This window comes from Bacillus solimangrovi, from assembly GCF_001742425.1.
In the GTDB taxonomy this organism is placed as follows: Bacteria; Bacillota; Bacilli; order Bacillales; family Bacillaceae_N; genus Bacillus_AV; species Bacillus_AV solimangrovi.
In genome coordinates, this window is the sequence record NZ_MJEH01000061.1 from 36,791 (window position 1) to 60,513 (window position 23,723).

27 protein-coding genes and 1 other annotated feature are annotated in these 23,723 nt (G+C 35.5%); of the genes, 25 read left to right on the plus strand and 2 right to left on the minus strand.

Annotation, left to right across the window (positions count from 1 at the left end; translation table 11 throughout):
- Positions 1–2: 2 nt before the first annotated feature.
- The gene (locus BFG57_RS15790; protein ID WP_069718455.1) at positions 3–617 is read right to left on the minus strand and encodes a PilW family protein; all 615 of its coding nucleotides are present in this window, start codon (positions 615–617) and stop codon (positions 3–5) included.
- Positions 598–1,053 carry a prepilin-type N-terminal cleavage/methylation domain-containing protein gene (locus BFG57_RS15795; RefSeq protein ID WP_069718456.1) on the minus strand — a complete coding sequence of 152 codons (456 nt, stop codon included), beginning with the start codon at positions 1,051–1,053 and terminating at the stop codon, positions 598–600. Before BFG57_RS15795 ends, BFG57_RS15790 begins: the two co-directional genes overlap by 20 nt.
- 123 nt (positions 1,054–1,176) lie before the next feature.
- Between BFG57_RS15795 and BFG57_RS15800 the strand changes: the two genes are divergently transcribed.
- The 25 genes from BFG57_RS15800 (at position 1,177) to rpmA (ending at position 23,392) form a co-directional block, all read left to right on the plus strand.
- Positions 1,177–2,034: a hypothetical protein gene (locus tag BFG57_RS15800; protein WP_069718457.1), complete on the plus strand. Its 858-nt coding sequence runs from the start codon at positions 1,177–1,179 to the stop codon at positions 2,032–2,034.
- 245 nt (positions 2,035–2,279) lie between these two features.
- Positions 2,280–3,575: a VanW family protein gene (locus BFG57_RS15805; RefSeq protein ID WP_069718458.1), complete on the plus strand. Its 1,296-nt coding sequence runs from the start codon at positions 2,280–2,282 to the stop codon at positions 3,573–3,575.
- A gap of 15 nt (positions 3,576–3,590) precedes the next feature.
- Entirely contained in the window at positions 3,591–5,255 is a 1,665-nt protein-coding gene (locus BFG57_RS15810; protein ID WP_069718459.1) for a GspE/PulE family protein, read from the plus strand.
- Positions 5,256–5,258: 3 nt separating this feature from the next.
- Positions 5,259–6,305, plus strand: coding sequence for a type IV pilus twitching motility protein PilT (locus BFG57_RS15815; RefSeq protein ID WP_217627938.1), 1,047 nt, complete (start codon positions 5,259–5,261; stop codon positions 6,303–6,305).
- A complete protein-coding gene (locus tag BFG57_RS15820) occupies positions 6,306–7,514 on the plus strand; it encodes a type II secretion system F family protein (protein WP_069718461.1) in 1,209 nt (402 codons plus the stop codon). It begins immediately after the preceding gene.
- Positions 7,515–7,526: 12 nt separating this feature from the next.
- Positions 7,527–7,964 (plus strand): type II secretion system protein, encoded by a 438-nt coding sequence (locus BFG57_RS15825; protein ID WP_069718462.1) that lies wholly within the window; start codon positions 7,527–7,529, stop codon positions 7,962–7,964.
- A 38-nt stretch (positions 7,965–8,002) separates the two neighbouring features.
- Positions 8,003–8,425, plus strand: a complete 423-nt coding sequence (locus BFG57_RS15830) for a pilus assembly FimT family protein (protein ID WP_069718463.1) — start codon at positions 8,003–8,005, stop codon at positions 8,423–8,425.
- A gap of 21 nt (positions 8,426–8,446) precedes the next feature.
- Positions 8,447–9,193: a prepilin peptidase gene (locus BFG57_RS15835; protein ID WP_069718464.1), complete on the plus strand. Its 747-nt coding sequence runs from the start codon at positions 8,447–8,449 to the stop codon at positions 9,191–9,193.
- 96 nt (positions 9,194–9,289) lie between these two features.
- On the plus strand, positions 9,290–10,270 hold the full coding sequence (gene pilM, locus BFG57_RS15840) for a type IV pilus biogenesis protein PilM (protein ID WP_175428375.1): 981 nt from the start codon (positions 9,290–9,292) through the stop codon (positions 10,268–10,270).
- A gap of 1 nt (position 10,271) precedes the next feature.
- Positions 10,272–10,892 carry a hypothetical protein gene (locus BFG57_RS15845; RefSeq protein WP_069718466.1) on the plus strand — a complete coding sequence of 207 codons (621 nt, stop codon included), beginning with the start codon at positions 10,272–10,274 and terminating at the stop codon, positions 10,890–10,892.
- A complete protein-coding gene (locus BFG57_RS15850) occupies positions 10,873–11,553 on the plus strand; it encodes a GspMb/PilO family protein (protein ID WP_069718467.1) in 681 nt (226 codons plus the stop codon). The genes BFG57_RS15845 and BFG57_RS15850 overlap by 20 nt, the downstream gene beginning before the upstream one ends.
- Before the next feature lie 465 nt (positions 11,554–12,018).
- Positions 12,019–13,023 (plus strand): SPOR domain-containing protein, encoded by a 1,005-nt coding sequence (locus tag BFG57_RS15855; protein WP_069718468.1) that lies wholly within the window; start codon positions 12,019–12,021, stop codon positions 13,021–13,023.
- Positions 13,024–13,227: 204 nt separating this feature from the next.
- Positions 13,228–13,803, plus strand: coding sequence for a Maf family protein (locus BFG57_RS15860; protein ID WP_069718469.1), 576 nt, complete (start codon positions 13,228–13,230; stop codon positions 13,801–13,803).
- 176 nt (positions 13,804–13,979) lie between these two features.
- Positions 13,980–14,666, plus strand: coding sequence for a RadC family protein (radC, locus tag BFG57_RS15865; protein WP_069718470.1), 687 nt, complete (start codon positions 13,980–13,982; stop codon positions 14,664–14,666).
- 133 nt (positions 14,667–14,799) lie between these two features.
- Entirely contained in the window at positions 14,800–15,843 is a 1,044-nt protein-coding gene (locus BFG57_RS15870; protein ID WP_069718471.1) for a rod shape-determining protein, read from the plus strand.
- Positions 15,844–15,864: 21 nt separating this feature from the next.
- On the plus strand, positions 15,865–16,770 hold the full coding sequence (gene mreC, locus BFG57_RS15875) for a rod shape-determining protein MreC (RefSeq protein WP_069718472.1): 906 nt from the start codon (positions 15,865–15,867) through the stop codon (positions 16,768–16,770).
- Between the two features lie 5 nt (positions 16,771–16,775).
- The gene (mreD, locus tag BFG57_RS15880) at positions 16,776–17,288 is read left to right on the plus strand and encodes a rod shape-determining protein MreD (protein ID WP_245676779.1); all 513 of its coding nucleotides are present in this window, start codon (positions 16,776–16,778) and stop codon (positions 17,286–17,288) included.
- A 180-nt stretch (positions 17,289–17,468) separates the two neighbouring features.
- The gene (gene minC, locus BFG57_RS15885; protein WP_281186706.1) at positions 17,469–18,152 is read left to right on the plus strand and encodes a septum site-determining protein MinC; all 684 of its coding nucleotides are present in this window, start codon (positions 17,469–17,471) and stop codon (positions 18,150–18,152) included.
- A 1-nt stretch (position 18,153) separates the two neighbouring features.
- The gene (minD, locus tag BFG57_RS15890; RefSeq protein ID WP_069718475.1) at positions 18,154–18,948 is read left to right on the plus strand and encodes a septum site-determining protein MinD; all 795 of its coding nucleotides are present in this window, start codon (positions 18,154–18,156) and stop codon (positions 18,946–18,948) included.
- A 213-nt stretch (positions 18,949–19,161) separates the two neighbouring features.
- Entirely contained in the window at positions 19,162–19,953 is a 792-nt protein-coding gene (locus tag BFG57_RS15895) for a M23 family metallopeptidase (protein WP_069718551.1), read from the plus strand.
- On the plus strand, positions 19,946–20,806 hold the full coding sequence (locus BFG57_RS15900; protein WP_069718476.1) for a M50 family metallopeptidase: 861 nt from the start codon (positions 19,946–19,948) through the stop codon (positions 20,804–20,806). Before BFG57_RS15895 ends, BFG57_RS15900 begins: the two co-directional genes overlap by 8 nt.
- 37 nt (positions 20,807–20,843) lie before the next feature.
- Complete coding sequence (locus BFG57_RS15905; RefSeq protein WP_069718477.1) at positions 20,844–22,301, plus strand: Rne/Rng family ribonuclease; 1,458 nt, start codon at positions 20,844–20,846, stop codon at positions 22,299–22,301.
- 51 nt (positions 22,302–22,352) lie between these two features.
- Positions 22,353–22,427: a sequence feature (ribosomal protein L21 leader region), on the plus strand.
- Positions 22,428–22,440: 13 nt separating this feature from the next.
- Positions 22,441–22,749: a 50S ribosomal protein L21 gene (gene rplU, locus BFG57_RS15910; RefSeq protein ID WP_069718478.1), complete on the plus strand. Its 309-nt coding sequence runs from the start codon at positions 22,441–22,443 to the stop codon at positions 22,747–22,749.
- Positions 22,750–22,760: 11 nt separating this feature from the next.
- On the plus strand, positions 22,761–23,093 hold the full coding sequence (locus tag BFG57_RS15915) for a ribosomal-processing cysteine protease Prp (RefSeq protein WP_069718479.1): 333 nt from the start codon (positions 22,761–22,763) through the stop codon (positions 23,091–23,093).
- Positions 23,094–23,107: 14 nt separating this feature from the next.
- Positions 23,108–23,392 carry a 50S ribosomal protein L27 gene (gene rpmA, locus BFG57_RS15920; protein WP_069718480.1) on the plus strand — a complete coding sequence of 95 codons (285 nt, stop codon included), beginning with the start codon at positions 23,108–23,110 and terminating at the stop codon, positions 23,390–23,392.
- Positions 23,393–23,723 lie beyond the last annotated feature (331 nt).

Sequence of the window (23,723 nt, forward strand, 5' to 3'; positions counted from 1 at the left end):
CCTCAATAACTAAATCGACTTTTAAGTGTCAAGGATGTGTAAAAAAATGAATCTTCATCAATTCCGTTATTTATGTTTAAATTTATCGTTATTAAAGCATTAGTACATATGCTGTCTACCACAGGACCACTTGAACTATTAAAAATGCGTTGTCTTTCTTCACATATAATCTCTATCGTAGAGTCAGTGAATTCGACCCCTTCAGTGTGAATAGTATCTTGATCAATGATTACTGAATCATTACCTTCAAATTTAATTATTTTCTCTTCTTTGTTATCTTTAAGATAATTTTGATCAACAATTGAATAAGTATCTATGATATCTGCTTTAGCATATTCACGGTTAATAATTTTCACGCAATTATTATTAGTTGAAGTTCCACAATCCTCAATATGATCGATAGGAGTTTCGTAGATTTCTTCCATAATCATTGCCACGACATAATCAGCTTGATCACGCAAATTTCCTTCAATTGCAATTTTTCTATAAGCTTCCATGCCAGTGATTAGAACACCATAGACCATTCCTAGAATCATCGTGAAAATCGTAATTGTAAGTAATAATTCCACTAATGTTAAGCCATGTTGAGAACGGAGTTTATCTGCGTATTTCTTCATCAACAACCCTCCCATCTAAGCTAGTAATTGTGTTTCCATTTATTTGCACTGTGATTGTATAAGGGATAACGAGAACGCCATCATTTGGATCAGTGTCGTCCCCCACATCAACTATCACGTTATAAGGAATGTTGTTAATTGTAATCATTCTGCTAGGAGTTATAGTGCTATCTATTAATGTATAACCTCCACTATTCTCAACCCCCACATATTGTATAGATTTTTTACTAAGTTCATTAATGTTCTGTCTTTCCATAAAGAAATTAACACTGCGGGCTACGTTAATTGCTACTGTCTTATTCTGATTTTGCTTCGTATAGGAATATGCTTGGTTAAAGAATGCCATCGTTGAAGTGAGGATGATAGTTAACAATAGGATAGCGACAAGAACTTCAACAAGAGTAAATCCCTTATTTTGACTCAAAATTCTTTTCATAACAACCACCTTAGTGAATGAAGTAAAGTTCTTAATATCTACGAAATTACGAAATAACAATATGTGTAATTTAATGTAAAATCATTGTATTGTTAATAATTTACTGGAAAGGAAGTGTTGTAAATGATGTGGGAAATTATATTTGCTCTTAGTTTTTCTTTACTAGTATTTCCGTTGTTAACTGTAGGAAGAACTAGCATCCATTCGAAAGGTAAAATAATTATCATTATCTTTTCCTTATTTGCTGCATTAGGTTCTCTCTATGCAACGAAGTATTATTCACTTTGGTTAGTGCTTGGAATGTTCTTACTTGTTACTGTTCTAGCTAGTATTGTATTACAAAACAAAGTCTACAAACTGGAAAAAAGTGAATTATATTTGAAAAATATAGAAGAGGATATGGATCAAGTTCAGAATTCAGATCGGGAAGACATTGAAATGAATAAATCAAGTAATTCAAATGTATATGTGAACTCTCCGCAATCAAGTAAAGAAATTAGACAAAAAGCGGTTGATAACCAAATAGAAAGCTTACAAAACGAAGAACAGCACAAAGCTATAGTTACAGAACAAATTCAATTGTCGTCAAATCCATTAAATGAGCTTGTAAGTGTAGAAAAGAAGAATAATTCAGATCGATTTGACTCAACTTTTCCAACCGATAATAAAGATCATGATCAAGGTGAAGATGTTGAACGTGAAAACATGCCAGATGATCTTCTAGCAATCTTCAAAAGTCGAGAAAGGACAGTATATGGACAAGAAGATATTGAAGAACATGATCATGACTTAAACTCATTAGTTGAACATATAGGAGATATGGACAGAATGTATAAACGAGATGAAATGAATATTAATACCGAAGAACAGTTGGTACATAAGGAGAGGGAATTTAATTCTATGAATGTTCAATCAGATGTGGATTTAATTTCTGAAATTGAAGATAGCATAGTCACTGTTAATGTCGAAAATACAAACTAACATACAGATAATTTGTCAGTTTTAGATGATATGGAGTGAGTTGAATTGAATAGTATAGTGTTAAATAGCAGTAATATGTCGAAAGTTTCCAAAACTGTAACAAATTAATTAACCACTTTATGGTAATATTTAACCATGAATATAAATGTGAGTTAGTTAACTAATAAGTATTATTACTCATGTAAACACCATAATTAGGTTGTTTATAGGTCTAAGGTTAGTTTTCGTTAAGAGAGGTATTTGAAATGAAGTGGATTCAAACTATTAAACTTATTCTAATCATTATCTTTTCTACCTTATTTATTTTAAGTGGCACTTATTTAGGTAATTTTATAAATACAACTGTTTTTAAATCTACAGAAAATTATTCTGAAGGGACGAAACTTGGAACAGCTGACTTAGAAGGGATACGAATTGAAGAAGTGAAAGAGATCGTTACTAATGAACTCATTCAGTGGCAGGAAAGCATCAATATTACTGTTAATCATTGGGGTGTTACTGAATCACTACCTTTAGACATTTATAAGTTTGACATTCTTGAAACAGTTCAATCAATTACTGATGGGAAGGTGAATCACTATGTAGTTATGTTAGATAAGGCGAAATTAGCAAGAGTAATTGATTATACTAGCTTTGGATTAGCGAATGAAGAGATTCAAAAATTTGAAAGCGACTTGTTACAAATTGCACAGAATTTAATTGTTCCCGATACTGCGATTGATTTAGCAAACTATCTTAACCAAACTAATACTGACGTAGTTTTATCAAGGGGAGAAGTAACCTTTGATTTAGGTTATCAGTTTTATGTTTCAGATTTAATTAAGGAAACAGATATAGTTACGCTTCCTGCTAATGGTGTATTTTCGTTTACAGAGGCTTTTAACTTAGAAACTGTTAATCTCGATCATGTACCTGATAGTCGTAAAGATGCAATGAGTATCATTGCAACAGCTATATATGAGGCAATTTTGCCAAGTACAATCGATATAGTAGAGCGACATATTTCTCGTGAATTACCTGCATACAGCGAGCTTGGGAAAGAAGCGAAGGTCATTCCAGGAGAGATGGAGTTAATGTTGCATAACCGCGAAGGTTACGATTTGAATATTCAGTTTATTATACAAGGTACGACATTAATAGCTGAGTTAAAGGGCCCACCATCACCTGTAGATTACAAAGTGGTTCAAGACGATGAAGCGACATATCCGTATAAGACAATTATTCAATTCTCACCTCTTATTTCAATTGGTGGGAAAAAGACTGAGCGAGAAGGTCAGCCTGCTCGCTATGTGAAGGTATTAAGAGAATCGGTAAATGTACGTGGAGATGTTGAACGAATAAATATTTCAGAAGACTTCTATCCACCTATTCATAAAATTGAGGTTTATAGCTTAAAAAGTACACAATTATCAAATAGTCAAAAAGGTCTTAAAGAAAGTGCAATCGAACAATCGAATACACATTCTACTTCACGTTCTCAAGCTATAAAAAATAATGTTGATGAGTTCTGGGGGGAAGATGTTGTTACAAAAGGACAATAAGTTGGGTGATATAAGATGCAAACACGTAAGCGATTAGGAGACTTATTAATAGGTGCAAATATTATTTCCGAAGAGCAATTACAACAGGCATTACAAGAAAAGAGTGAAGGACAAAAGCTCGGTGACGTTTTGTTACAAATGGGTTTTATTACCGAACAACAATTAGTGGAAGTATTGGAGTTTCAATTAGGCATTCCGCATGTTAGCCTTTATCGTTATCCTTTCGATCCGAACTTAACAAATCTTGTTCCGAAAAGCTTTGCTAAGCGAAATTTGATTGTACCTTTGAAAAAAGAAGGAGAAAAATTATATGTAGCAATGGCTGATCCGATGGATTTTTATTCCATTGATGATTTACGTCTTTCAACAGGCTTCCAGATTGAAACAGCTATTGCAACGAAGGATGATATTTTAAGAGCCATTACTAAGTATTATGAAATTGATGAATCGATGAAAGAAATCATGTCGACATATGACAAAACTGAAGAAGGAGAAGTAGAAGAGGAAGGGATAACAGAAGATGATTCCCCTGTTGTAAAACTTGTTAATCAAATATTGCAAAACGCTTCACAGCAACGTGCAAGTGATATTCATATTGACCCACAAGAAACGCAGGTATTAATACGGTATCGAGTTGATGGTGTATTAAAGACAGAACGAATTTTACCAAAACACTTACAAAATGTTCTAACAGCACGTATTAAAATTATGGCTAATTTAGACATAACTGAGGCAAGAATTCCACAAGATGGACGCATTAAGATTCATGTTGACTTTCACCATGTTGACATACGTGTATCGACATTGCCAACAGTGTATGGAGAAAAAATCGTTTTACGTTTATTAGATTTAGGTAGTGCATTGAATGACGTAAAAAAGATAGGGTTCAATCAATTAAATTATAAACGGTTCTTAAATTTAATTGAACGTCCGACAGGGATTGTCTTAATCACAGGGCCGACTGGATCTGGTAAGTCTTCAACGTTGTATGCAGCATTGAATTATTTGAATACTGAAGAAGTGAACATTATTACGGTAGAAGATCCTGTTGAGTATCAGTTAGAAGGGATAAATCAAGTACATGTAAATACAACTATTGGAATGACCTTTGCGAAAGGCTTGCGTGCGATCTTACGTCAAGATCCAAACATCATAATGGTTGGGGAAATTCGTGATCAAGAAACAGCAGAAATTGCAATTCGTGCCTCATTAACAGGTCACTTAGTACTGAGCACGATTCATACGAATGATTCAATAAGTACACTAACTAGGTTAATAGATATGGGAATTGAGCCATTTCTCGTAGCAAGTTCACTAACAGGTGTCATCTCACAACGACTTGTGCGGAAAGTTTGTATTGATTGTAAAGCCGAAGTTCCTCCGTCCAAAAGTGAAAATGAAATTTTTCGAAAACGTGGAATAACAATTGAACGGATCGTTCGTGGTAAGGGGTGTGGAACATGTAACATGACAGGGTATAAAGGACGTCTTGCGATCCATGAGTTGCTTGCAATAGATGATAAGATGAAACGAATGATCATGAATCATGAATCTGTTTCAAATATTAGGGAATATGCAACGAAAAACCGTATGATTTTCCTAATTGATGATGGCTTATTAAAAGTTAAACAAGGGTTAACAACGACAGAAGAAATATTGCGTGTAGCAATTGATGAGTAGGTGATGGGTTTGGAGAAGAAGATCGATCATATATTAACTGCAGCCTTTCAATTGGGAGCATCAGATATTCATTTAACAGTGGGAGTACCTCCTATCTTAAGAATAAACGGTGATTTAAAGCGTTATGGGAAAGACATTATGAAACCTGATGATACAGAATCAATGGCGAAATCAATAATTCCTGACCATCTATGGTCTTCATTTGAAGAAAAAGGAGAGTTGGACTTTTCTTATGGAATTCCACGAGTTTCCCGATTTCGTGTAAACACCTACAAGCAACGTTCATGTATCTGTTTGGCAATTCGTATTGTTCCTACAACGATTCCTTCAATAGAAGATTTGAAGCTTCCAGAAACTTTGCAGAAAATCTCAACTAAACCACAAGGGTTGGTTCTCGTTACAGGTCCAACAGGAAGTGGGAAATCAACTACGTTAGCAGCAATGATTGATTATTTAAATCGAAATAAGAAAAAGCACATTATTACGTTGGAGGACCCAATCGAGTATTTACATAAACACGGAAATTGCATTATTGATCAGCGTGAAGTAGGTTTTGATACCTTAAATTTTTCGAGTGGATTACGAGCAGCTATGCGCCAAGATCCAGATGTTATTCTCGTTGGTGAAATGCGTGATTTAGAGACGATATCAACTGCAATAACAGCAGCAGAAACAGGTCATTTAGTATTCGGAACGTTGCATACATCGAGCGCACCATCGACTATTGATCGCATAATAGATGTTTTCCCTCCAAATCAACAAGGTCAAGTGCGCGTACAATTAGCTTCTGTACTAGTCGCTGTCATTTCTCAACGGCTGTTTCCTACATCAGACAATCAAGGTCGTCGAGCGACGACAGAAATAATGATCAACAATGCCGCTATCGGTAACTTAATCCGTAATGAGAAAGTTCACCAAATTGTAAGTATCATGCAAACATCGAAGGCATCTGGCATGCATACGATGGAAATGTCAATCAAACAACTTGTTCATCGAGGAATTATATCGAAAGAAAATGCTGCACCATTTCTGCAGGAGTATATACAGTAGATGGCACATTTCACATATGAGGGCAGGCAAAAAACAGGTAAACGTGTTAATGGGAAAATATCAAGCTCCTCTAAGCATGCAGCAATGTTAACACTGAGAGATAAAGGAATCAAAATATCAAAAATTGAAGAGCTTCCACAAACAATTTGGAACAAAGATTTGACGATAGGTAATCCAGTTAAATTACAAGATTTTGTTATATTTCTACGCCAATTCTCGACGTTATTACAAGCTGGTGTTTCAGTAGTAGAAACAGTACATGTATTGGGAGGCCAAACGAGTAGTAAAGCACTTGCTTCCGCATTACATGTCGTTGAAGAGGACTTGAGAGGAGGGATTTCACTTTCAGAAGCATCTAGTAAACATAAAAAGGTTTTCCCATCAATTTATGTGAACATGGTCAGAGCTGGAGAAATTGGCGGTAATCTTGATGAAACGTTAGAACGTCTAGCAGTTCATTTTGAAAAACAAAACCATACAATGCAGAAAATTAAATCTGCATTAGCCTATCCAATTGTCGTTGGCATTCTCGCAATTGGCGTTATTATATTTTTGCTTACGAGTGTTGTTCCTACCTTTGCAGAAATGTTCGCAGACTTTGGCGGTGAGTTACCTGCCATTACTCAGTTTGTATTAGGTGCAAGTGAATGGATGCAACGGTTTTGGTGGCTAATTTTATTGTTAGTTGTGTTATTAGTCGTTTCAATAATGGTAATTAGAAAAAATAAGGATAGTAAATATTTTCTCGACTATGCAATCTTGAAAACTCCGATATTCGGAAAAATCTTGCAAAAAGCAATGATTGCACGGATGACTCGTACGTTAAGTTCACTATTTTCAAGCTCGGTACCCGTATTACAAGCGATATCAATTGTAGAAAAGGTTGTTGAGAATGAGGTGTTGGTACGAGTATTAAAAAATGCGAGAGATTCGTTAGAAAGTGGTGAATCGTTAACGACTCCGATGCAAAAGCACTGGGTCTTCCCACCACTCGTTACACAAATGATTGCAATCGGTGAAAAAACGGGTGCATTAGATGCAATGCTTGCAAAAGTAGCAGACTTCTATGAGACAGAGGTTGATAATGCAACAGAATCTCTAAAATCATTAATTGAACCTCTTATGATCGTCCTACTTGCTGGCATTGTTGGGGTTATCGTATTAGCGATTATGGTTCCGATGTTTGAAATCTTTAACCAAATTAATTAGGAGGGGGGATGCTTGGAAACGTATTTTCGAAGTCAGAGAGGATTGACGCTTGTCGAGTTATTAGCAGTTATTGTCATATTGGGGATTATGGCAACCATCGCTGTACTTAGTTTACGAACAGTGATTGAAAATGTAAGCAATGAAGCAATTGTAGCCGAGGCAGTAAACATTATTCAAGCCACTAAGTTGGAAAGGAGCCACCAGAGAGACAACGCAGTTCCAAATGGAGGTTGGGTACATCAAAATCCAAATGTAAATCAACGAGCAATAGAAGATTATATTGATAACGTGAATTTCACAAGTTACATTGTTACTTTTGATTCTACCAATGGTGTGTATGAGATTTTAGGTCACCCTGCTGAAGGTATTGTTAACGACAGTAAAGATAGTAATGGTAAGCCTACAATACAGTCAATTGAAGAATCAGTATTGCTACAGTTTATGGAATAATACTTTATTTATAATTGTAAGGTTGAGGAGGAATTAATATGTTAAAACGATTCATTCGTAATGAAAAGGGATTAACACTTGTGGAGTTATTAGCGGTTATTGTAATTTTAGGGATTATAGCAGCGATTGCAGTGCCAAGCATAGGTGGGATCATTGAAAAAACAAAGAAAGATGCTCAAGTTGCTGAAGCTATACAAATTATAAATGCTGCTAAGTTACATGCTTCTACTAGAAATGTAACAACAGGAGATGTAGTAGTTGATGATTCTGTGCTTGGAGAATATTTAGACAATATTGATGATCCTGATTACGAGGTATATATTAAATTTGTTACTGGAACAGGTATGGAATATTATATTAGAAATCATAAAGCAAATAGCGTTGTTGTAGGTACTAATGACCCTGGTGAAGCGGATGAAAATGGTGATTATACTTCTGAAACACAATTAATTAACTATTAAGAGTGTTCATTTAAAGATATTATGAATTTATTATTATTAATTCTAGGTATTACCTTGGGATCTTTCTTCAACGTTGTCGGATTACGAGTGCCAATGAATCAATCAATTGTTACACCGAGGTCAGCATGTCCGAGCTGTAAGAGAACGCTTACAGCTCGGGAGTTGATTCCGGTTATTTCTTATATAATTCAACGCGGAAAATGTCGAAATTGTAGCATGAAGATTTCACCGCTGTATCCTTTAGTGGAAATGGCTACAGGTGTATTGTTTGCAGTATCACCGCTTTTGCTCGGATGGTCAAAGGAATTAGTGATTGCTTGGTTATTAATTTCATTATTAATGATTATTTTTGTATCTGATCTTACATATATGATTATTCCTGATAAAGTGTTGATTTGCTTTGCAGTAATATTTCTGTTATTACGAGTTTTTTGGATTCCAACAATACCGTGGTGGAGTGCATTTTTGGGCAGTTTAATAGGTTTTGGTCTTCTATTTATTATTGCAATAGTTAGTAAAGGTGGCATGGGGGGCGGAGACATCAAGCTTTACGGAGTACTTGGATTAGCTCTAGGGTGGGAGCTTGTATTATTGTCATTTTTCTTTGCTACTTTTATCGGTGCTATAGGCGGTATCATCGGCATGGGATTTGGTTATGTCAAGAAAGGAAAACCAATGCCATTTGGACCTGCGATAGTTGTCGGTACATTAGTTGCTTACTTCTATGGATGGGACTTTTTTAAATGGTATCATTCATTATTTTTATAAAACGTTTGCTAAAGTCTAGCAATTTATACTAGTGATAGAGCAAGAGTTCTTTATAAATGAGAGATTTTACTTAAATTATAGAGAAGGGGAATGACAATGGTACTAAGGATGATCAAAAATAAAAATCCTGTCAGCATTGTTATGAAGGATCATGTTATTCGTTGTGTATCTACTAAACTATCTGCTAATAAATTAACTATCAAACAGTATGGTGAGCGTTATATACCAAGTGGCATTATTCGTGAAGGGCGTATCGTTGATCGAGATACATTAATCATGATACTTGAAGAATGTGTTGAGGAATGGAATATTAAGAAACAGTATGTAAGTTTCGTTGTTCCAGATACGTATATAATCATGCGGAAAATATCTGTAGATGGAGATTTAGAAGGGGAGGAAATTAGAGGTGAATTGTTTTTAGAAATCGGTTCAACTATTCATCTTCCTTTTGAAAATCCAGTGTTTGACTTTCATATAATTGAACATGAAGAAGATAAAACGAATCTTCTATTATTTGCAGCACCTTTAAACATTGTTGAAGAGTATATAGATGTATTTGAGGAAGTTCATCTTAACCCACTCGCTGCTGACATTTCTTCTTTAGCCATTTATCGACTTTATCATTCGTTAATGCAGGTAGATGGTTCTGAACATACATTATCGCTTCAGTTTAGCTTAGAAAATATCGGTGTATCGATTTTTAATGATCATATGCCTGTTTTTATGCGTCAAATTAGTGTAGCACTTGAAGAATTACGATGGGAAGTATCAGATAATGAGTTAGTTTGGAAAGGTGAACCAGAAGTTTTAATGAGCCAGCTTGAAGATGCATTTATGGAGATTGAGAAAGTCATTAACTTCTATCAATATTCTGTAAATCACGGAAAAGAACAAATAACACGCATACTATTAACAGGTGATCACCCGCTGTACGAAAATATTATTGCAAGGCTAGAAAAACAATTTGAAATGCCAATTGATGTAATTAATCCAGAATTAATCTTGACAGATAACGGAGATCCGATTGAGCCGAAATATTTTTTACCTTTTGGACTTGCTTTAAAAGAGGTGCGTTGAAATGTTAGTAGATATTAATTTACTTCCTAAGAAGGAAAAGAAGAATTACTCGCAAATCCTCTTTTTGATTTTATTCATTATTATTATAGTAATTGGAGCTATTTTGTTTTTTTTGAAGTATCAATTCGTAACTAGTGAAATTGAAGAAAAAGACGCAATCTTAATTGATATTGAAATATCAATTGAAACAGTTCAACAAAAACAACTTACCAAAGAAACAGGGAACACCGCATTACAGCTACAGAAGGCGATTGATTGGGTAGAAGATGTTCCGATTCCAACAGTATTTTTTATGGATCATATCGTCTCGCTATTGCCTGAACGTGGTTTCTTTCTAAACTATAATTATTCTGATACTGGAAATGTGTCGTTAAACGTACAATTCGATACAAAGTTGCAAGTGTCTTATTACTTGAAAGAACTGAAACAATCTGAATACATAAAGCAAGTAACATTAACAAATATCTCAGCTTCATTTAAAGAAGGAACAGAGGGCAGCATGCTAACGAAAGAAAGCTATGTACCGAGATATTTGGCAAACTTTGAGCTTGAATTAGATACAGAGAAGCTTCGAGATAGCGCCATGAAGGAGGAGAAAGACAATGACCCTTCAAATGAGTAGAAAACAAGCTATCATGCTGCTATTATCTATTTTAATTATTGTTTCTTCATATGTAACGGCTTATTTTGTATTTTTAAGGCCTTTAGAACAAGATTTAGCGTTTACAGAAGAACAGATTATTGCTCAGCAAAAACTGTTAGAAGTATTGTACGAAAAGGTTGAGGAAACTCAGAATAATGAACTATACGATACAACTGAATTACAACGTAAATTACCAATTTCACCGATGGTTGAACAGTATATACACCTTTTAGAAATGGCTGAAGTTATGTCAGGGAGTTTTATTTCTAATATTTCGTTTTCTGAACAAGATGTTCAGTGGAGTGAAGCAGAATCAATAGATGAGGACCAAACTGAAGTGAATGCTGTTCAAAATGGCATGAAACGCCTCATTATTAGTCTATCAATTGATGGAGAAAACTATGAATCACTTCAATCCTTTCTTAAAACAGTAGAGAGCTTTACACGAATAACGAAAATCGATCAATTATCCTTTAGTGGGAGCAATGAGCGAGTAGATTTAGATTCAAAAGAAAACCGATTATCATATACGCTCACATTATCAGCGTTTTACTATCCTGAGTTAAATGATCTAATTGAGGATGAACCAACGATTGATGCAGAATCACCGAGTTACAAAGATAATCCATTATTCAATTAGATTCAATCTATTTCATAACAAATGAATGAGCTGTTATTGAAATAATATGTATAAATAAGAGAACATACTATAAGTGATTAATATTTTTTAACAGCAATTGAGTTTAGAAAATTCCATTGTCACAATGTGTTTAATCTATTCTTTTTTTGCAGAAATTCCTTGAGAACAAGACGACAAATGTCTTGTTCTTTTTTTTTTGAACTGTGCTAGCATTTAGGTTCAAGCAGAGTATACGGTATATCTGTGTGTTAACGAACAATCAGTCGACTAGTTAATTTTCAATTAATAGTTCTAGTTCAAATTTGAAAATAAAGATTACTGAGCAAAGCAAAGAAATACTGGTGGAATTCCTAGAATTTATGAATTTAAATGCGTGAGGAATGGAAGGGCAAGTTTACGTAGAGATGTGAATATAGTTTTTCTGGGCTTTTTTAATAACTTCTAATAGAAAGGTGGAGTTAAGAGATGGACAAGTATAAGGAGAAGGATATTTCGATTAAAGTAAGTGGGAAAGATAAAGTAATCAATGAAAAAAAGTCAGTATCAGAACATGATGAGAATGAATTTCCTTGGATACTCCCGGAAAAGAGGGAAGACCAAAGGGCAGAGAAGGTTGTTCATTTTGAAAAATATCACAAGCCTTCAAAGGTAAACAAATACAATCAAAAGTTAATAAAACGACCGATCGCTCCAAGTAGAAAAATCTCTCTACAATTAAATTCATCTTCAATACGAAAAGCTGTTATTACAGCAATTGCAGTTCTAGTGGGACTTGGTTTTGGAATAGCAGTGCTTACATTTGTAACGGATGTTCCATTTATTAATCAAACGAAAGTACAAGCTCCTGTACAAGTAGAGGCTGAACATGAAGCTGTACCAGTTCAGACTAATACGACAGAACGAGTAGCTTTAACAGAACGACAATTTTATGTCATTCAAGGGGGGGCTTTTTCTACGAAAGAATCTGCTGAGCAACTTGCATCTCAATTTAAAGCGCAAGGTCAACCAGCAGTCGTTTTCTCTCACGTTTCACCCATACTTTTGTTTGTCGGCTTAGGAAAAGACGAATATGATGCAAAAGTAATCGGATCACAATTACAAGATAGTGGTTTAGAGATCTATGTTAAGCCGTATGCAGTACAAGGATATGAATTCGATGGGGAAGCACCAATTACTCAAACAGAAGCATCAGCAATAAATGAATTGTTCGACAAATTAATATCAACTACGAGTAATGAGGACAGCTTTTTATTAACGAGTCAATCTAAAGATCAATTAAATAGTTTGATAGAGCAAATAAGACCACTTGAACAGCAGCTTTCCTTTATTCCTTCATTGATTGATGTAACAAACCAATTATCTGAAGTAGATGGAAACACAAACCAGTTCGCGAATTTTCAAGCATCTCTATTAGATTCTATAGCTAAGTATGAGAGATGGATTATAGAACAAAAAGCGTTAAACATATAGGTAATATAGTAAAACTGAACACAGTTTGTATATTATATGTATGAATAACTTGCTTTGTATGGGAAGTATCGATAACAGAAATTCAATTTCAGTTAATTGCTTAATTCTTCCTCATTTTGCTATTCTAGAAGAAGTATTTCTAGGTGTTTCTCACTTTGAACACAGAGGAATAGATATAAAACATTTAAGAAGGTGTTTGATTTTATGAAACGATTAGTGCTTGCATCATCTTCCCCAAGAAGAAGAGCATTGTTAGAGAAATTTGGCTATACTTTTCTGTTAGCACCAAGTAAGAGTGAAGAGAAAATGGATCCACATGCCACACCAATTGAAGTCGTTCAGAGCCTCGCACAGCAAAAGGCAGAAGAAATTGCTCATGTATATCCTAACGATATCGTTTTAGGTGCTGATACAGTAGTCGTCTATAATGAGAAAATATTAGGCAAGCCAGCTGATGAAGAAGAGGCAAAAAAAATGCTCAACATGCTCTCAGGACAATTACATACTGTATATACAGGAGTAGCTATTGTTAACAACGGTCATGTGAATACATTCTGTTCTTCTACAAATGTGCGCTTTCGTAACTTAACTCGATCAGAAATCAATGCATATGTTCAAACAGGTGAACCGTTTGATAAGGCAGGTGCATATGGAATTCAAGAACTTGGTGGAGCATTTGTACAAGAAATTCAAGGAGACTATATGAATGTCGTTGGTCTTCCCCTCGTCAAAGTACTAGAAGAGTTACGGTTACTAGGTGTTACAGGAACATTGAACTAAAATTTTAATGTATGAGTAATAAAAAGAATGTCGTGGGGTTTAACAGTGTTTACTAAAAATTTATATAGATACTATTATCCCCTCTGCGTTTTAAATATCCTCTTCGGAATTGCTGACTATTCATCTATATCTTTCGTTAAGGAGGTGTATCCAGCTATTAATGCTGGAGAAGAAATTTGACAGAGACATTATTAATCCGCGATTTACCCCAAAGTGAAAAGCCACGAGAACGCCTCATTTCAGATGGAACAGACAAGCTTACGAACCAAGAGTTAATAGCGATTTTATTAAGAACAGGTACGAAAAAGGAATCCGTGATGGATCTGTCTAATCGATTATTGAAACATTTTGATGGCTTGAGGTTGTTGAAGAACGCAACAATTCAAGAGCTCACTGATATAAAAGGGATCGGTGAAGTGAAGGCTGTCCAATTACTCGCTGCAGTTGAAATCGGGAAAAGGATGGGGCGTCTTCAATTCGAACAACGATATGTAATACGTTCACCAGAAGACGGAGCGAACTTAGTTATGGATGAAATGCGTTTTTTAACACAGGAACATTTCGTGTGTCTGTATCTTAACACAAAAAATCAAGTAATCCATCAGCAAACTATTTTCATTGGTAGTTTAAATGCTAGTATTGTACATCCAAGAGAAGTGTTTAAAGAAGCCTTTCGTCGCTCAGCTGCGTCTATTATTTGTGTCCATAATCATCCATCAGGTGATCCGAGTCCGAGTCGAGAGGATATTGAAGTGACAAAACGGTTAGTAGAATGTGGGAAATTAATCGGAATTGAATTGTTAGACCATCTTATAATTGGGGAAAAGAAATATGTAAGTATGAAAGAAAAAGGATATGTGTAACACTATCCTTTTCCTTTTTTTTGTCTTATAATTAAAATGATAGACGTATATGATTTCGACATTAACTGTACAAAATAGAAATTGAAATGCCAATTTGACATAGGTTTTGACAAATAGAAAGGAAGATACATACATGTTTGGTTTTGGAGGTTTTTCTCGGGATATGGGCATCGACTTAGGGACGGCCAATACTCTCGTTTATGTAAAAGGAAAAGGAGTAGTGGTGCGAGAGCCTTCAGTTGTTGCACTTCGTACGGATACAGGCTCGATTGAAGCGGTTGGGAATGATGCGAAAAATATGATCGGTAGAACGCCAGGTAATATTGTTGCTGTTCGTCCGATGAAAGACGGAGTGATTGCTGATTTTGAAACAACTGCGATTATGATTAAACACTTCATTCGCCAAGCTCAAAAAAACCAATCAGCATTTTCTCGTAAGCCTAATGTAATGGTATGTGTACCGTCAGGCATTACGGCAGTAGAAAAACGAGCGGTTGAAGATGCAACAAAACAAGCTGGAGCACGTGAGGCTTATACAATTGAAGAACCATTTGCGGCAGCAATTGGAGCGAATTTGCCAGTGTGGGAGCCAACAGGAAGTATGGTAGTAGATATCGGTGGTGGAACGACAGAAGTTGCTGTCATTTCATTAGGTGGTATTGTTACAAGCCAATCCATTCGTGTTGCTGGTGATGAAATGGACGATGCTATTATTCATCATATTAAGAAGACATATAACTTGATGATTGGTGAACGTACAGCAGAAGCACTAAAGCTTGAAATTGGATCGGCATCACCATCAGAAGGTGTAGAAAATATGGATATTCGTGGTCGTGATTTGTTAACGGGACTACCAAAGACCGTTTCAATTTCATCAGAAGAAATTACAGGTGCATTACAAGATACAGTTGATTCAATAGTGGAAGCAGTGAAAAATACATTAGAGAAGACGCCACCTGAATTAGCAGCGGATATTATGGATCGTGGTATTGTTCTAACAGGTGGAGGAGCTTTACTACGCAATCTTGATAAAGTGATTAGTGATGAAACGAAAATGCCAGTACTTGTTGCAGAAGAACCACTAGATTGTGTTGCAATTGGAACGGGGAAATCTCTAGAAAACCTTCATCTGTTCCGCTCGAAGCAAGGAATCACATCGCGCTCACGTAAGTCGTAATTAATTAAGAAGGTGTAAAGGATGCCACAATTTTTTTTAAATAAACGCTTGATCACCCTACTTGTTAGTATCATTTTACTTGTGGTATTGATTGGACTAACGATTAATGAACGAGATAGATTAACGTGGCCCGAACAATTCTTGAAAGATTCAATTGGATGGTTTCAATCGACATTACACCGTCCAACACAAGCGATTTCAAATGTTTTTGAAAATATTAGTGAAATAAAAGATGTTTATGAAGAGAACAAATTATTGAAATCCCGACTTGATGAATATGTCGCATTGTCCGTAAAGGTTGACGACTTAGAAGATGAAAATGATCAGCTTCGTGATTTGCTTGATAAAAAAGAGGCATTGCAAGATTTCACTTCTATTCAAGCTACAGTTATTTCTAGAAACCCAGATCAATGGACAGATCGAATTATTGTGAATAAGGGTGCACAAGATGGTGTTAAGAAGAATATGGCAGTTATTACAGCAAAAGGGCTCATCGGTAAGGTGCAATATGTTTCTCAATTTACGTCGACAATTCAATTATTGAGCGATTTAGATCGAACAAATCGGATTTCTGCAATTGTTAAAGGTAATGAAAATGTATTTGGTTTAATAGAAGGTTATGATCCAAAAAAAGAAGCATTGTTATTTAAGCGGATTCCTTTCGACTTAGAAATTAAGGAAGGTGAAACCGTGATTACTTCTGGTCTCGGTGGTATTTTTCCACGTGGATTAGTCATTGGAACAGTTACAGAAGCAGAACCAGATGAATATGGGTTAACGAAAACAGCCTATGTGAAGCCTGCAGCGGAGTTTTATAACATTGACCATCTTATGATTATTAACCGTGAAGTAATATCTAAACTTGATGAAGAATATGAGGCCCCCGCTGAAGATGTAACAGATGAAGAGGAGGGAGAGAGCAGTTGAAGCGAGTGATTCTCCCTCTCATTCTTTTTTTGTTTTTTATCGGTGAAAGTATATTTGTTGATTTAGTTGGTGGACAAGTTTTTGGTTCAGATCGAATTTTTGTACCGCATTTTGTTTTAATGCTCTTGATTTTAATTGGAATCTTTTATGATGAGAAGCAAGCAATTTATCAAGGAATTATATTTGGTTTTTTGTTTGATATTTACTATACAGATGTCATTGGAATACATATGTTTATGTATGGTTTTATTGCATACATGATGGGAATTGCTAAACGAATGCTGCACTCTAACTTATTTATTACGTTATTACTGGCAATTTTAAGTATTACGTTGCTTGAAACGTTTAGTTATGGTGTTTATAGCCTTGTAGGAAAATCAGATATGACGTGGGAAAGTTTCGCTAACTTTCGATTGCTTCCTACACTTGTACTGAATACAGTGTATGTAATCATTTCTTATTATCCGATGCATAAGCTTTTATTCCGTATGAAGAAAATTAATAAAGAGGTAGTTTAATAAAGTAAACGGCTATCAGTGATTGCTTTTTTTCACCAACACTGATGGTTAGTTGAACCGATCATTAGACAAGTTGTAGAATTTACTGGATACCTTTCAACATGATAGACGTTCATAATGAGTATTGAAGGAATGCTTAAAAGTTTGTCGAATATTACATGTAATGAGGTGAGTCACGTGATGGGCCAAAAACAACAATTAGTTGTAATGAAAGGTACAAAAGACGGGTTAACGTTATATCTAGATGATAACTGTTCGTTTCAGGAATTAATCGGTGATCTAGAAAAAAAGTTGTTGTCTAATCATCAGCAACAAGAAGACCGTCCGTTAATCACCGTTAATATTAAAGCAGGTAATCGCTATTTAAGTAAGGAGCAAGAAGAAGAAATCAGAAAGCTTATTCGGAGCAAGGACAATTTAGTAGTAGATTCGATTGATTCAAATGTAATATCGAAAGAAGCTGCTATTGAATGGAAGCAAAATTCAGAAATTATGTCTGTAACGAGGGTAATTCGCTCAGGTCAAGTACTTGAAGTACCTGGAGATATTTTATTAATTGGTGATGTGAATCCAGGTGGGACGATAATGGCTGGAGGAAACATCTTTGTAATGGGTTCATTACGTGGGGTTGCTCATGCAGGTTGTTATGGTAACGAGGAGGCAATTATCGCAGCTTCTCATATGAAGCCTGCTCAATTAAGAATTAGTGAATATATTAGCCGTGCTCCTGATTCTTCTGAAGAACGTGGAACAGAAATGGAGTGCGCCTACATAGATGAAGAGAAACAGCAAATTACCCTTGATCGTCTACAAACATTATCATATTTGAGGCCGGATTTAACGAGGTTAGAAAGGGGAATGTGATGTGGGTGAGGCTATTGTCATTACATCAGGAAAAGGTGGTGTAGGTAAAACTACCACCTCAGCAAACTTAGGAACGTCGCTAGCGTTATCAGGGAAAAAGGTTTGCTTAATTGATACAGATATTGGTTTGCGTAATTTGGATGTGATTATGGGTCTTGAAAATCGTATTATTTATGATTTAGTTGATGTCGTTGAAGGTCGCTGTCGCTTGAATCAAGCATTAATTAAAGATAAACGTTTTGAGTGTCTATATTTACTTCCAGCTGCACAAACAAAGGATAAATCAGCAGTAAAACCTGAACAAATGAAAGTGATTGTAGAAGAATTAAAGGAAGATTATGATTATTTGTTAATAGACTGTCCTGCGGGAATTGAGCAAGGATTCAAGAATGCAATTGCAGGTGCTGACAAATCAATTGTAGTCACTACACCTGAAATTTCTTCTGTTCGTGACGCAGATCGAATTATCGGTTTACTTGAGCAAGAAAACATCGAACCACCTCGACTTATTGTCAACCGAATTCGTAATCATATGATGAAGAACGGTGAGATGTTAGATGTTGATGAGATCGTTAACATTCTATCGATTGAACTGTTAGGGATTGTTGTTGATGATGATGATGTTATTAAGGCTTCAAATAAAGGTGAGCCGATAGCATTAGATCCGTCTAGTAAGGCATCAATTGCTTATCGCAATATGGCACGCCGAATTTTAGGAGAATCTGTTCCTTTGCTTTCACTTGATAATAAGCAAGGTGTCTTTAATAAAGTTAAACGTTTTTTCGGTATGCGTTAAACACTTCGTTTTTTGAACGGAGTGTTTTTTTTGTAATACATCATCATATTCAAATGGTATTTAGTTTTAAGTAATTTGGAGACAACATCATGCATCAATAAATAGAAATGAGAATTATTCATAATAGTGTATGCACTTTGTTTGTTCATACGCATATTTCAGACGGACAAGTCATAAGATGTACAAACCTTATGAGTAGAAGGAATGGTGCAGATGAATAAACGAGTGAATGATGCACGTAGACGCATCGAGCAACGCAAAAAAATAAAGAAGAATCGTATTCCAGTTTCAACTAGACAAACTCATGATGCATATATTCCGACAGATGAAGAACGGTTTGGAGCGCCACCACCGTTTGAACGAGCCAACTTTTCTAATAATAAGAAAACAAACACTTTGTTTTTTTCTCCAGAGAAGCTTGTTTTACAAGTTATGATAGCAAGTTGTTTATTTTTAGTAACAGGGATTATGTTTAAAACGGATAATCCACAGCTTAATCAAGCAAAAGCATTTATAGAAAGAACCTTTGAGCAAGAGTTTCAATTTGCAGCTGTGTCAACGTGGTACAATGATACGTTTGGTAGACCATTATCAATTCTTCCAGTAGATGAGCAAAACAAGGAAATTGTCAGTTCTGAACAAAACTATGATTATGCTGTTCCAGTTGCTGGTAGAGTGTTAGAAAGCTTTGAAAAAAATGGACAGGGAATCATGGTAGAAACGAGTGAAGGAATGTCAGTTGAAGTAATAGAAGAAGGGATCGTTATTTATGCTGGAGTGAAAGATGAACTAGGAAAGACTGTTGGAATTCAGCATCCTGATGGAACAGAAACGTGGTATGGTCATTTAGCTAATATTGATGTGTCATTATATGAATGGGTAGATGCTCGTGCTGTACTTGGTAATGTCACGAATCAAGACAATGGTAAAGTGGGAACCTTCTATTTCGGAATTAAGCAAGGAGGATCCTTCATTGACCCAAGCCAGGTGATGAGGTTTGATTAATTTTTTATCTTTATTCAAAAAGTGTTCGATTCACCCTTTATTTTGGGCTGTAGCAGCAATTGGTATTTTATCAGGTCGATTTGTTGAGACGATTATGGTGTTTGTTATTATTTTCGTTCATGAAATGGGTCATGCTGCAACGGCCCATTTTTTTCATTGGCGTATTAAGAAGATTGAATTATTTCCATTTGGTGGAGTTGCTGAAATGGATGAGTATGGGAATCGACCACTCAGAGAAGAAATGTTAATTATTGTGGCTGGTCCTTTACAGCACTTTTGGATGATTGGTTTATCTTATATTTTATTACAGTTTAATGTAATTGATTTAGCATTCCATCAATTATTCGTTATGCATAATCTTTTTATTGCTTGTTTTAATATGTTACCTATTTGGCCATTAGATGGTGGGAAACTTCTTTTAACAGTATTATCAAGTCAGTTTCCTTTTAGAAAAGCATATCGTTTAGCATTAGTAACGTCTTTTTTATGTTTTTCATTTATTGTTTGCTTACATTTAATTTTTTCATATTATCATTTGAACTTATGGTTTATTATTGCTTTTTTATTATTTGCTCAATGGACAGAATGGAAGCAACAGGACTTTGCACATGTTCGTTTTTTATTAGAACGTCATTACGGAAAAACTACAGAGATTGCTCAATTACAACCAATTAATGTGCAGGAAACATTAATGATACAAGAAGTATTTAATGAATTTTGTAGAGGTTGTAAACATCAAGTGTTAATGAAGACAAAACAAGGGGAACAAATAGTAATTGACGAAAACGAGTTACTACATGCTTTTTTTACAGATAAACAGACAAACTGTACAGTTGGGGATATTTTTAGATAGAATGATGTAAGTGAAGAAATGGAGTTGGAAATATACAATGAAACAAATCATTCTATCTAATGATGCTATTCAAAAACGAGCAATTTGGCTTGAGGAAGGTAAGTTGAACGATTTAATCATTGATTGTGAAAGTAATTATGATATTGTCGGTGAAATATATAATGGTCGAGTGAAAAAGGTCGTACCAGGTATGCAAGCTGCTTTTATTGATATTGGGCTTGAGAAGTATGCTTATCTTGAAAGACGAGAAATAATTGCATATCAACAGAGTGGTATCGATCAACATATAAGTTCGCTATTGCAAGAAGGACAACGCATTACTGTACAAGTGAAGAAAGCGGCAATTGGTGAGAAAGGTCCAGTTGTTACCGAACTGGTTGAGTTTTCAGGTAAAAATGTCGTTTATTTACCGAATGGTGGGTATATAGCAGTTTCTAAAAGGATTGCAAATCGTGTTGAACGACAACGTTTGGATAACTTTGGTCAGTCTCTAAAGGAAGACTATGAAGGGATGATTTTTCGGACGTCGGCTAATACTGTTTGTAAAGAACAAATTCGAAATGAATGGGTTTATTTAAGAAACCGAGCAAGTTCCTTAATTGAGCAATCGAAACAAGCAAAAATACCTTCTCGTTTAGCTAGACAAAAAACGATCATTGAACGTGTCGTACACGAATGGCCAATTACAGAATGTGATGAGTTTATAGTTGATACAATTGAAACAAAAAAACTGCTTATTGCTCAATTAGAAGTGTATGGGTATTCATTACCAGTACACGTTCATCAGAATCATGAAAATTTGTTTTCATTTTATCAAGTAGAGAATGTTATTCAAGAAGCGTTACGTCCAACTGTATGGTTGAAAAATGGTGCCAACTTGAGAATTGATTATACTGAAGCGATGACAGTCATTGATGTGAATTCGGCGAAATTTACAGGGAAACGTAGTAAGGAAAATACCGTTACCGCTGTGAATAAAGAAGCAGCAGAAGAAATTGCTCGCCAATTAAGGATACGTAACATTGGTGGAATGATTCTAGTTGATTTCATAAATATGTATCAACAGAAAGATAAGGATAAAGTGCTTGAGGTTCTTAAAAGAGAAACATCGAAAGACCGTATGACAGTTCATGTAATTGGATTTACACAACTTGGTCTCGTAGAAATGACAAGGAAGAAGTCTAGACAATCTCAACATGAATTGTTAACGAAACAATGTGAATGTTGCAATGAAACAGGAAGAATGTTAACAGATGAAGCACTTGTTGCAGAGTTAGAGATAGCATTATCAGATTATATGTTACATGATGAAGAAGCTATATTAATTGAATCAAGAGAGACATTCATTAATTATGTTCAACATCGTTGGCTTACATATTTAGAAGAGAAAATAAGAAAACGAATCGTATTTTTAAAAAGTGAGCAAACTGAACATTTTCATATTCGTCGTTTAGGGAAGTTGGATGAACTTATAAAGATTCAAAAGGATCATTGACAAGAAGATTCTCATTATGGTACATTAATGATTGTTATTTTATTGTAGCACCCGTTGCTGCAACCGCACGGATCAGGTATTAAGCAATTATGAATTGCACCTGTAATGGCGAGTCTGAGTCTAAGAGGAGGTGCAGAGAATGTACGCAATTATCGAAACTGGTGGTAAACAAGTAAAAGTAGAAGAAGGTCAAGCGATCTACATCGAAAAACTTGATGCTACAGAAGGTGATACAGTGACGTTTGACAAAGTTCTTATGGTCGGCGGCGATAGCGTTAAAGTTGGCAGCCCAGTTGTTGACGGCGCTACGGTTACTGCAAAAGTTGAAAAACAAGGTCGCGCTAAGAAGATCACTGTATTCAAGTATAAGCCAAAGAAAAACTACAAGCGTAAACAAGGTCATCGTCAACCTTACACAAAAGTTGTGATTGAAAAGATCAACGCGTAAGGGTTATTGAGATGGTAAACGTTGAAGTAAAACGAGACAAACACAACCACATTCAATCATTCATGTTGAGCGGGCACGCTGATAGTGGTCCATATGGCTATGACCTCGTCTGTGCCGGTGTTTCATCTGTTTCTTTCGGAGCAGTGAACGCTGTATACGAGTTATGTCAAGTACCACTTGAAGTTGAGCAAGCAGAAGATGGAGGTTATTTGCGATGTACCGTTCCAGCTAATTTAGATGGACAGGTTGCAAATAATGTTCAACTATTGCTTGAAGGAATGCTCGTATCGCTTCGAACGATTGAACGTGACTATGCAAAACATATAAAAGTTACTGAACTATAGAGGAGGTGGAACAGATGTTACGTCTTAACCTTCAGTTCTTCGCATCGAAAAAAGGGGTAGGTTCAACAAAGAACGGTCGTGATTCTATCTCAAAGCGTCTAGGCGCTAAGCGTGCGGACGGTCAATTCGTTAACGGTGGAGAGATTCTTTATCGTCAACGTGGAACGAAGATTTATCCAGGTGAAAACGTAGGTCGCGGTGGAGACGACACGCTATTTGCTAAAGTAGCTGGCGTTGTAAAATTCGAGCGCGTAGGCCGTAATCGTAAAAGAGTGAGTGTATATCCAGAAGCTCAATAATGACACCTTGAAAAACTCTAACCGATATAGGTTAGAGTTTTTCTTTGCAAGTCAAAAGATAAGAATTTATATTAAATTACTCAATGGTTTGAGCTAATTTTTTCCGTTTTGACGATTAGAAAAATTACAGAAATTTTTGTATGTGAACACAGTAATTAAGGCGTCAATCATTACGGTTCTGGATATTTTTCAATAAAGAAATTTTTGAAATGTTCCCAGAGTTAGTTTTAAGCGCAACATGCTCAAAGTCATCATTCAGATTGGCGTGAAGATAGTACGTAATCCTCTTTTGTTAACTCATCTTATGCTGTTGTTTCTATTAAATGGTGTT